At 72.5% G+C, this 10,352-nt stretch carries 7 protein-coding genes and 2 pseudogenes; 6 read left to right on the top strand and 3 right to left on the bottom strand.

All coding sequences use genetic code 11. From position 1 onward, the window contains the following. Positions 1-137: 137 nt before the first annotated feature. From ACIRJT_RS06770 to ACIRJT_RS06755, 4 genes and pseudogenes are all read left to right on the top strand, one after another. A pseudogene (locus ACIRJT_RS06770) lies at positions 138-455 on the top strand (FadR/GntR family transcriptional regulator); the annotation flags it as partial. 79 nt (positions 456-534) lie between these two features. After that, the gene (locus ACIRJT_RS06765) at positions 535-1,302 is read left to right on the top strand and encodes a (Fe-S)-binding protein (protein WP_403905434.1); all 768 of its coding nucleotides are present in this window, start codon (positions 535-537) and stop codon (positions 1,300-1,302) included. Further along, positions 1,299-2,825, top strand: a complete 1,527-nt coding sequence (locus ACIRJT_RS06760) for a lactate utilization protein B (RefSeq protein ID WP_403905432.1) — start codon at positions 1,299-1,301, stop codon at positions 2,823-2,825. Before ACIRJT_RS06765 ends, ACIRJT_RS06760 begins: the two co-directional genes overlap by 4 nt. Then, the gene (locus ACIRJT_RS06755; RefSeq protein ID WP_403905430.1) at positions 2,822-3,454 is read left to right on the top strand and encodes a lactate utilization protein C; all 633 of its coding nucleotides are present in this window, start codon (positions 2,822-2,824) and stop codon (positions 3,452-3,454) included. The genes ACIRJT_RS06760 and ACIRJT_RS06755 overlap by 4 nt, the downstream gene beginning before the upstream one ends. 63 nt (positions 3,455-3,517) lie before the next feature. On the opposite strand, the pseudogene ACIRJT_RS06750 reads toward ACIRJT_RS06755, so the two are convergent. After that, positions 3,518-5,513, bottom strand: a pseudogene (locus ACIRJT_RS06750) (DUF2264 domain-containing protein). Between the two features lie 161 nt (positions 5,514-5,674). On the opposite strand from ACIRJT_RS06750, the gene ACIRJT_RS06745 reads away from it, so the two are divergent. Further along, on the top strand, positions 5,675-6,526 hold the full coding sequence (locus ACIRJT_RS06745) for a sulfite exporter TauE/SafE family protein (RefSeq protein ID WP_403905427.1): 852 nt from the start codon (positions 5,675-5,677) through the stop codon (positions 6,524-6,526). A gap of 20 nt (positions 6,527-6,546) precedes the next feature. Here the strand turns inward: ACIRJT_RS06745 and ACIRJT_RS06740 are convergent, their stop codons facing one another. Together ACIRJT_RS06740 and ACIRJT_RS06735 are read right to left on the bottom strand one after the other, a co-directional pair. Beyond that, positions 6,547-7,002 (bottom strand): hypothetical protein, encoded by a 456-nt coding sequence (locus ACIRJT_RS06740; RefSeq protein ID WP_403905424.1) that lies wholly within the window; start codon positions 7,000-7,002, stop codon positions 6,547-6,549. Between the two features lie 104 nt (positions 7,003-7,106). After that, entirely contained in the window at positions 7,107-7,586 is a 480-nt protein-coding gene (locus ACIRJT_RS06735; protein ID WP_403905421.1) for a DUF309 domain-containing protein, read from the bottom strand. A gap of 110 nt (positions 7,587-7,696) precedes the next feature. On the opposite strand from ACIRJT_RS06735, the gene ACIRJT_RS06730 reads away from it, so the two are divergent. Beyond that, positions 7,697-10,351, top strand: a complete 2,655-nt coding sequence (locus ACIRJT_RS06730; RefSeq protein WP_403905420.1) for an ATP-binding protein — start codon at positions 7,697-7,699, stop codon at positions 10,349-10,351. Position 10,352: the final 1 nt, after the last annotated feature.

Below are 10,352 nucleotides of genomic sequence, written 5' to 3'. Positions count from 1 at the left end.
AACACAGACCCCAAGCCCTACGTCTGGACCAAGACCGCGGACGAGATCCTCGAACGCCTCGCCTCATATCTGAACAGAATTCCTGACTCAGAAGACTAGGCCGCATTTCCGGAACCGGCCGAGGCAGGGAGTGGCGGATGCCCGTCGAATGGCAGCCCGTGCGGCAGTCCCGCACCCATGAGCTCGTGCTCCGCAGCGTCGAGGAACGGGTCTTCGCCGGAGAGCTCCGCGCCGGTGACCGGCTGCCGCCCGAACGGGAACTGGCTCAGGTGCTCGGCGTCAGCCGCTCCGCCCTGCGCGAGGCGCTCCGGGTGCTGGAGACCATCGGCGTCCTGGTGGCGCAGCCCGGCCGGGGGCCCCACGCAGGGGCCCGCATCGTGCGCAATCCGGACGACGCCCTGGGCCGGCTGCTCCGTCTCCACTTCGCCCTCGGCAGCTACAGCATCCAGGACGTTTGAGGTCCGACCATAGAAACCTCATAGTGAAAATGCGACGGACACCGACCGCCGCGGAGAACCCGACCGGGGAGGCTCCATGCGCATCGGACTCTTCGCCACCTGTCTGGGAGACACGCTCTTCCCCGACGCGGTGAAGGCCACCGCGATCCTGCTCACGCGCCTGGGCCACGACGTGGTGTTCCCGCCGGGCCAGACCTGCTGTGGGCAGATGCACATCAACACCGGCTACCAGCGCGAACCCGTGCCCCTGGTCCGCGACTTCGCGGACGCGTTCGGCGACGCCTCGATCGAGGCGGTCGTGATGCCGTCGGGCTCGTGCGCCGGTTCCGTCCGGCACCAGCACCGGATCGTCGCCGACCGGTACGGGGACGGCGAGCTCCGCGCCGGAGTGGACGCCGTCGCCGCGAAGACGTACGAGCTCTCCGAACTCCTCGTGGACGTCCTCGGCGTCACCCGGGTCGGCGCGTACTTCCCGCACCGGGTGACGTACCACCCCACCTGCCACTCCCTGCGGATGCTCCGGGTCGGTGACAAACCTCTCCGACTCCTGCGCGCGGTCGAGGGCATCGACCTCGTCGAGCTGCCGGGGGCCGACTCCTGCTGCGGATTCGGCGGCACCTTCGCGCTGAAGAACGCCGAGACGTCCACCGCGATGCTCCATGACAAGACGGCGAGCATCGCGGCCACCGGGGCGGAGGTGTGCACAGCGGGGGACTCCTCCTGCCTGATGCACATCGGCGGCGGGCTCTCCCGGATCCGGTCCGGGACCCGCACCCTGCACCTCGCCCGGATCCTCGCCGCGACCCGCACCACGCCCGACGTCCTGACGGAGGCCACCGCATGAGCACGTTCCTCGGCATGCCCGCCCCGCCGCCCCGCTCCCCGTACGGCACCGGCAACCTCCGCGGCGACCGGGCCTTCCCCCGCGCCGCCCACGACGAACTGGGCAACGACCAACTCCGCCGCAACCTCGGCCGCGCCACCGGCACCATCCGCGCCAAACGTCTGGACGTCACCGGCGAACTGCCCGACTGGGAGGCCCTGCGGGACGCGGGCTCCGCCATCAAGACCGACGCCATGAACCGGCTGCCCGAACTGCTCGAACAACTGGAGCGCGAGGTCACCCAACGCGGCGGCACCGTGCACTGGGCGCGCGACGCCGACGAGGCCAACGAGATCGTCGCCCGGCTCGTGAGGGCCGCGGGCAGCGACGAGGTCATCAAGGTCAAGTCGATGGCCACCCAGGAGACCGGACTCAACGAGCACCTGGAATCCGTCGGCATCACCCCGTACGAGACCGACCTCGCCGAACTCATCGTGCAGCTCGCCCACGACAAGCCCTCACACATCCTGGTGCCCGCGATCCACCGCAACCGGGACGAGATCCGGCAGATCTTCCTCGACCGGATCCCCGGAGTCGACCCCGAGCTGGACAACGTCCCCGCCCACCTCGCCGCCGCGGCCCGTCGCTACCTCCGCGAGAAGTTCCTCACGGCGAAGGTCGCCGTCTCCGGCGCCAACTTCGGTGTCGCCGAGACCGGCACGCTCGCCGTCGTCGAGTCGGAGGGCAACGGACGCATGTGCCTGACCCTGCCCGAGACGCTCATCACCGTGATGGGCATCGAGAAGGTGATTCCGCGCTACCAGGATCTGGAGGTCTTCCTCCAGCTCCTGCCCCGCTCCTCCACAGGGGAGCGGATGAACCCCTACACCTCGCTGTGGACCGGAGTGACGCCCGGCGACGGTCCGCGCGACTTCCACCTGATCCTTCTCGACAACGGCCGCACCGCAGCGCTCGCCGACGCCATCGGACGCGCGGCCCTCAACTGCATCCGCTGCTCCGCCTGTCTCAACGTCTGCCCGGTCTACGAGCGGACCGGCGGCCACGCCTACGGTTCGACCTACCCCGGGCCCATCGGCGCCGTCCTCACTCCGCAACTGGCCGGAATGCACGCGGCGAAGGACGACCCGAACAGCTCCCTGCCGTACGCCTCCAGCCTCTGCGGGGCCTGCTTCGACGCCTGCCCCGTGAAGATCGACATTCCCTCGCTGCTGGTGGAGCTGCGCCACCAGCACACGGAACAGACCGGCGTCACACCGGAGAAGCTGGCGATGAGGGCTGCCGCCGCCGTGATGCGCCGACCGGCCCTGTACACCGCCGCGCAGAAGGCGTCCGGGCTCGGCCGCGTCATCGCCGGGCGCGACGGGACGATCTCCCGGCTGCCCCCGCCGCTCAGCGGCTGGAGCGACAGCCGCGACACCGCGGCCCCGCCCCGGGAGACCTTCCGCTCCTGGTTCGCCTCCGAGGAGGGCACGGCCGCTCTGCGGGCCGCCGCGGCCGAACACGACGAGGAGGACGCGACATGACCCGTGCCCGCGACACCGTGCTGGGCCGGATCCGCGACGCCCTCGCGCTGGCCCCGACGCCCGCCGTCGTCGTCCCGCGCGACTACCGCACCGGCCGCGCCCTGCCCGACGAGAAACGCCTCGCCCTGTTCACCGACAGGCTCCTCGACTACAGGGCGCGGGTACACCCCTGTACGGCCGACCGCACCGCCGAGGTCGTCGGCGACCTCCTGCGGGAGCACGGCGCTCGCCGGATCGGCGTGCCGGCCGGGCTGGACGCGCGCTGGCTCGCCCGTTACGACGGCGAGGTGCGGCAGGACGACGCCGATGTCCCGCCCTCACGGCTCGACGGCCTGGACGCGGTGGTGACGGCGTCGGCCGCCGGCTGCGCCGAGACCGGCACGATCGTTCTGGACGGTTCGCCCGGCCAGGGCCGCCGGGCGCTGACCCTCGTCCCCGATCTGCACCTCTGCGTGGTGGACCTCTCCACCGTCGAGGCGGGTGTGCCGGAGGCGGTGGCGCGCCTGGTGCCCGAACGCCCGACGACGCTGATCAGCGGCCCGTCCGCCACCTCCGACATCGAGCTGGAGCGGGTGGAGGGCGTGCACGGTCCCCGGACACTGGTGGTGGTGATCCGTACGGACGCGTAGTACGGGGGCCTCTCGTCCGGATCATGCCGGGCTCCCTGATCCGGCCTGATCCGAACGAGGGCCTCAGGCGGCGGCGCCCGGCGGCCCGTGATCCACCGTCACCGCCGCACCGCCGAACGTGATCCGCGTGCGCGCCCCGTCCTGCGCCCAGAGGATCTCGACCGCGGAGCCGGACACCGCCACCCCGCCCACGGCCTCGGCGGGCTCCGGAGCGGCTTCGGGATCGCCGGTGAGGGAAGCCAGGGCGGCCAGGACCACCGTGCCGGTCACCCCGGCGGCGAGCCGGGGCACGGTCGCCCACGAGGTGAACGCCGTTCCCTCCGGGGCCCGTACGTCCTCGGGGCCTTCCCAGCCGTGCAGCCCCCGCAACCGCGAGCGAACCGTGCCGCCGGGGTCGGTCGCCCAGCCCGTCAGCTCGGCCCGCGCCCCGTCCGGCGCGCCCACCACCCGGTGTACCCGCAGTTCATGGCGGCCCCGCGCCACGATCACGCTCTCCACCCGCAGCCCGGGGACGGTGGACGGGCCCGCCGGGAACACCGGCAGGTGCCAGGAGGCCGCCCAGCCCCAGCCGTCGCCATGCCCCGACCCGAGCGGATGGATGCGCCGCCGCGCGCTGCGCGCCCCGCCGACCGTCACCGACAGATGGTTGTCCGCGGTGTTCGCCGCCGAGGTCGGCCCGGTCACGGTGGAGTACGCGAGCCGCGCGTAGTGCGGGTCCTCGTCGGCCGCGGACTCGCCTTCGTCCGGGCGGACATGGTCGCTGCCGTGGTTGTGCAGCCGCACCACACCGTCCGCCCGCGTCGACTGCACCAGGAAGCCCGCCGCCGGCACGGACAGCACCCGGTCGGGACCCTCGCTCGGGGCCGCCTCCTCCGGTGACGACCACAAAGGATGCTCGGCGGGAGCCAACAGCGACACGAACGCCTTCGACGCCCAATAAGGCGACGCGGGACCGGAGTAGGTCTGCGGCGTCGCCGCGTGCGGGCCGTGCCAGCCGAGGCTCAACAGACCGCTCCCGTCGACCGCGCCGCGCTCCAGGAAGTACCGCAGTGCCCCGCTGACCACCCGCCGGGACGCTCCCGGGGCGAGCGGCGTGTGTCCGGTCACCGCGCCCAGACCCACACCCGCGCTCGCGGCGAAGCGATAGGTCAGCGAGCGCCCGAAGTACAGCGGCGCACCGTCGCCGCCGAACATCAGCGAGAAGCTCTCCGCGATAGGTCAGCGAGCGCCCGAAGTACAGCGGCGCACCGTCGCCGCCGAACATCAGCGAGAAGCTCTCCAGATGCTCGCGCAACCGCGCCCCATGCCGCGCCGACTCCCGCGCGTCGCCCGACAGATGGGCGTCGAGCAGCGGATACAGGTGCAGCGCCCAGCCGTTGTAGTGGTCAAAGGCGCGCCCGTCCCCGTCGGCGTACCAGCCGTCGCCCCGGTACCAGAGCTCCAGCAGCTCCAGCGCCCGCTCCCGGGCCCGTGCCGTCTCCGCGTCGCCCCGGCCCACCGACTCCAGGAATCCGGCGACGGTGTACGGGAAGAGGTACCAGTTGTTGCCCGCCGGAACGTGCCGCAGCGCTCCCCGCAGCCAGTGCTCCGCCCGGTCCCGCACGTCGGGCGTCAGCCGGTCCCAGAGCCAGGGCCGGGTGAGTCGCAGGCCGAGGGCCACCGAGGCGGACTCCACCATGGGCTGTCCCCGCACATCGTGGTCCAGGATCAGTGGCCAGGACTCCGCGTCGTCCCGGCCCGGTGTCCGGGTACCGGCGTCGAGCCCGTCCGCGTACCGTTCCAGCAGGCTGTTCGGGTCCTTGCCGTCCGCCCCCGCCACCCGGAAACCGGCCGCCAGGAACGTGCGCGCGTACCCCTCCAGCCCGTCGGAGCGGACACCCGAGTGCGACGGGGGACCGGGCAGGTCGAGTCGGGCGCCACCTGGCGTGGCCCACTTCCACGCGGCGTCCAGCATCCCGTCGGCGGCCGCCTCCCAGTGGGCGCGGGTGTATCCGGTGTACGGGCTCGACGCGCGGTCTTCCGGCGGGAGTTCGAAGGGGGCACCAAGGGAGGCGGTCATGCGTGAATCCTGAGCGACTGATCAAAGAGGGGCAAGAGTTTGATCACAGGCGGGCTGAATCGATCAAACGCTCACCAGGTGGTGGTGGAGGGGTGCTGTAGGCGGGAGGCGCCTCGGAGGCGTCGGCCTTAAAAACCGGTGCGTTTACCATCTATCCCGACATGGACACCATCAGCCTCTGGCAACTGGCCGCACTCGCGGCGGCATCGACCCTCGTCGGCTTCTCCAAGACGGCTGTGAGCGGTGCCAACACGATCAGCCTCGCGGTCTTCGCGGCTGTTCTCCCGGCCCGTGAATCGACCGGAGTGCTGCTTCCGATCCTCATCGTCGGCGACCTCCTCGCCGTACGTGTCTACCGCCGTCACGCCCACTGGCCCACACTGCTCCGGCTGTTTCCCGCCGTCGCCGTGGGCGTCGTGGCGGGCACCCTGTTCCTGCTGTGGGCCGACGACGCCGCGGTCCGCACCTCCATCGGCGCGATCCTGCTGTTCATGACGGGCGTCACCCTGTGGCGCCGCCGGATCGCGGAGAAGGAGACCGAGGCCGAGACGAAGGCCGAGACGAAGGCCGAGATCGGGACCGAGGCCGAGGAGAGCACGGGGACCGGGACGCAGGAGCGCGCAGGGACCGCCGCAGGCGACGAAACCGTCGTCGGCACCGGTCGGACCGCCGCGCGCGGCTACGGGGTTCTCGGCGGGTTCACCACGATGGTCGCCAACGCCGGCGGGCCCGTGATGTCGCTCTATCTGCTCTCGGCCGGATTCCGCAAGCTCGGCTTCCTCGGCACCTCGGCCTGGTTCTTCCTGATCCTGAACGTGTCCAAGGTGCCGTTCAGCGTGGGCCTCGGCCTGATCGACGCCCGCTCCCTGCTGCTCGACGCCTGTCTCCTGCTGTTCGTCCTGCCCGGCGCCTACCTGGGCCGGGCCTGCGTCGACCGGATCAACCAGAAGGTCTTCGACCGGATCGTCATCGGTGCGACGGTGATCGGCGGACTCCAACTGCTGCTGATCTGAGGCCACCGCACCACGCCTTCTCAGGGAAGCAGCAGCCAGTCCGCTCCCACGGCGGCCAGCAGTCCTGTTCCCAGCAGCCAGCTGGCCAGCCGGGTGCGGCCGTTCCTGCTCAGCTCGATCACCACGCCGCACAGGATGAGCGCGAGCCCGTAGACGCCGACGACGAGCACCGACGAGCGGCTCGCGATGCGCAGCCCGAGCACGAGGGCCATCGCCGCCATGCCCACCGAGGAGAGCACGATCCGCAGCCGCCGGGCCTGGCGCGGGGTGAGTCTCGTCCCGTTCCCACCGTCCTGGCCGTCTTCACGGTTCTCACCACCGGGAACGTCGGCTTCGACCGTAGCCGTAGCCGTAGTCGTCTCCGTGGCCGCTTCCGCCTCCGCGGCGGCGTCGGCTATCGGGGAGTCGGTGCCCCCGTCCTTCTCGCGCTGGTCCCGGTGCTGGTCCTGGTCCTGGTCCTGGTCAGAAGTGCTCATGGAGCCGGATCGTAGTAGCTGTACGGGGCCGGGGCCCGCGGACCCGATTCTTCCGCTCCTGACCCCGCCCCGCCTCGCCCCGGCCTCGGTCCCGGTCGTGCGGGCTACCCCCGCAGGCGGGGTGCCTCCGCAGCCGCGTCGACCGTCGGGCCTGCCTCCACCCGGCCCGCCAACTCCCGAGCCCAGTCGGACAGTCCCGCGACCGCGATCCCGTGCGGCCCGGACGCGGCGAACGGGGCGAGCGCTCCCGCGCCCCGACGCAGCAGCCGCGCGCCGCCCGCGGTGTTGCCCCGCGCGGAATGGGTCAGCCCCACCGCGAGCTGGGCCAGCCCCCGCCAGAGCTCGCGCTCGTCCTCCGGACCCGACTTCCAGGCGTCCTCGAAGACCTCGTGCGCGTGGAAGGGCATGCCCGCATCCAGCAGTCGCTGCGCCTCCCGGAGCGACTCCGGGGGCGTGCGGACGACCCCCTCCGGCTGTCGTTCGACGCCGGGTGTGCCGTACGGCAGGGGGCGTCCCAGTCCGTCACGGGGGCGCGCGTTGCGCGCCCGGCCCTCGGCATCACGGTCTCTGCGCGTCTCGTTCACCACTCGATTGTGCCTCGCACCTGCGGAGAATCACGCGAACCCTGTCGACGAGCACCCGCGCACGACTAGGCTCGACCGTCGAGAAGACTGCCTCTGTGGGAAGGGTGGGCATGAAGCCGTCCCAACCGTTGTACGAGCGTGAACCGGAACTCGCCGCCGCCGCGGAGGCGGTGGACGCCCTGTGCGGTGCCCAGGCCGTCGGCGGACTCCTGGTATTCAGCGGAGAGGCGGGGATCGGCAAGACCGCACTGCTCGCGGAGATCCGGAGGATGGCCGCCGACCGCTGCACCGTCTGGTCCGCCCGGGGAGGCGAGACCGTCACCTCCGTACCGTTCCACGTCGTGCGGCAGTTGCTGCAGCCCGCACTCGACCAGTTCCCGCCCGACGAGACCCGCGCCCTGTTCGGCGACTGGTACGAGACGACCGCCCCGGCCCTGGGACTCGCCGAGCCGAGCGGGCCGCAGCCCGATCCGCAGGGTGTGCGCGACGGCCTGGACTTCGTCGTCGGCCGACTCGCGTCGCGGCTCAGCCACCGGCCGTTACTGCTCATCGTGGACGACGCGCACTGGGCGGACGGCGAATCCCTCGCCTGGCTGGCCTCGTTCACCGCCCGCCTCGGTGAACTGCCGCTCCTGGTGGTGCAGGCCCACCGCCCGCAGGAGCTGGCCGAGCGCGACGCCAACTACATCGCCGACCGCGAGGCCGAGCGGGGCTTCGGCAGCAAGGGCACGATGACCCGGGTCGCCCTGCGGGCGCTGACCCCGGACGCCACCGCCGTACTGGTCCGCGCGGGCCTCGGCGATCACGCCGACGACCCGTTCTGCCGCGAGGTGTGGGCCGTCACCGGAGGCAACCCGTACGAGGCGGTCGAGCTGGTCGCCAAGGTCCAGGACCGCGAGCTGCCGCCGGTGGAGGAATCCGCGGGCGAACTGCGCGAGCTCGGCGCTTCCGCCAGGGGCAGCGGGCTGGTCGCCCGGCTGGAGCGGCTCGGCACGAACGCCAACCGGTTCGCCTGGGCCGCCGCGGTGCTCGGCACCGACATCTCGCAGGAGCTGGCCGCCACCCTCGCCGGAATGAGTTCGGCGGAGGCCGCCGACTGCACGGCCCGGCTGCGCGACGCCCGTATCGTCAGCGGCTTCGACCCGCTGGAGTTCGTCCACCCGCTGATCGCGACGGCGGTCTACCGCTCGATCCCGCCGGCCACCCGCACCGCCATGCACGGGCGCGCCGCCTGGGCGATCACCCGGGCCGGCCTCGGGGCCGCCGCGGCCTCCCGGCACCTGCTGGAGGTCCACCCGGACGACGACCAGGAACTGGTCGCGCAACTGCGGGAAGCCGCCGGACAGCACCTCGCCGTCGGTGCGCCCGAAGCGGCCCGGCGCTGCCTGGAACGGGCGATCGAGGAGCCGCCGCGCCCCAAGGACCGGGCCGTCCTGCTGTACGAGCTGGGCTGCGCGACGCTGCTGAGCTCCCCGCCCACCACGGTCCAGCACCTCCGCGCCGCCCTGGACATGCCGGGGCTCGACGACGGGCTGCGGGTCGACGCCACCTTCCGCCTCGCCGCCGCGCTCGCCCACAACAACCAGCTCAAGGACGCGGCGCTCTCGCTGGCAGCCGAGGCCGCGCGCACCGCACCCGGCCCCGGGCTGATGCGGCTGCAGGCCGCGCACTTCATGTGGGAGGGCATGCAGGCCACCGAGGACGACGGACCGGCCCGCTCCCGGCGGCTCACCCGCAACGCCGACCACCTCAAGGGCCGCGACAACGCGGAGCGGGCGCTGCTCACGCTGCGGGCCTTCGACGCCATGGTGCGCGGTGAGAACGCCCAGCTCATCGTCGACCTGTGCGAACGCGCCCTGATCGACGGCAGTCCCGCCCGGGGCCTCGGCTGGACCGACTCCGAGTGGGGCTTCGAGCTCCCCACCATGGTCGGCATCACCTACACGTTCGTCGACCAGCTGGACCGCGCCGAGAGCCTCTTCGGCGAGGCGGTCCGGGCCTTCGAGATCTCCGGCTGGAGCGGGGCCCACCTGGCGTTCGCCCACACCCTGCTCGGGATGGTCCACCGCCGTCGCGGGCGCCTCGCCGAGGCCGAGGGATTCCTGCGCGAAGGGCTCCGCCTCGCCGACCGCGTCGGTTCCGGGCTCCCCGTGCACTGGGACGCCGCCTGCCTGCTCATCGACACCCTGCTGGCCCGCGGACGCACCGAGGAGGCCCGCCGCATCGCCGACCGCTACGACTTCGGCCCGCCCTATCCCAGCGCCATGGTGCTGCCCGACGGACCGAGCATGCGGGGCCGCCTGCTGCTGGCGGAGGGCCGTAAGCAGGACGCGATCGCCGAGCTCGAAGCGGCGGGCGCCGCTCTGGAGTCGCGCGAACGCTTCAACGGCATCTGGGCTCCCTGGGCCGGAGACCTGGCGCGGGCCCTGGCCGAGGACGACCCGGCCCGTGCGGCTCATCTCGCAGCCCGGAACCGGGTGCACGCCGAAAGGTTCGGCACACCCACCGCCATGGGCGAGGCGCTGCGCTGCGTCGCACTCTTCGCACCCCCTGAGCGGGCCGCGCAGCTGCTGGCCGAGGCGGTGGGACACCTGGAGAAGTCCTCCTCCGCCTACGAGCACGCCCTCGCCCGGGTCGACTACGGCATCGCGATCGGTTCGCACCGTGAGCTCGCCCGCGCCCAGAAGCAGGCGATGGCCTGCGGAGCCGAGGGGCTGGCCGCCCGCGCCCAACAGGCACGGGCGTCGATACGGTCCACGGAGTGAG

This window comes from Streptomyces sp. NPDC102283 (genome assembly GCF_044766265.1).
GTDB lineage: Bacteria > Actinomycetota > Actinomycetes > Streptomycetales > Streptomycetaceae > Streptomyces.
This window is presented reverse-complemented; position numbering and strand designations above follow the sequence as displayed.

What these genes read in the sequence shown, in the direction of transcription:
- ACIRJT_RS06765 (WP_403905434.1), top strand. Translation starts at nt 535, where the DNA reads ATGCGCATCGGACTCTTCGCCACCTGTCTGGGAGACACGCTCTTCCCC.
- ACIRJT_RS06760 (WP_403905432.1), top strand. Translation starts at nt 1,299, where the DNA reads ATGAGCACGTTCCTCGGCATGCCCGCCCCGCCGCCCCGCTCCCCGTAC.
- ACIRJT_RS06755 (WP_403905430.1), top strand. Translation starts at nt 2,822, where the DNA reads ATGACCCGTGCCCGCGACACCGTGCTGGGCCGGATCCGCGACGCCCTC.
- ACIRJT_RS06745 (WP_403905427.1), top strand. Translation starts at nt 5,675, where the DNA reads ATGGACACCATCAGCCTCTGGCAACTGGCCGCACTCGCGGCGGCATCG.
- ACIRJT_RS06740 (WP_403905424.1), bottom strand. Translation starts at nt 7,002, where the DNA reads ATGAGCACTTCTGACCAGGACCAGGACCAGGACCAGCACCGGGACCAG.
- ACIRJT_RS06730 (WP_403905420.1), top strand. Translation starts at nt 7,697, where the DNA reads ATGAAGCCGTCCCAACCGTTGTACGAGCGTGAACCGGAACTCGCCGCC.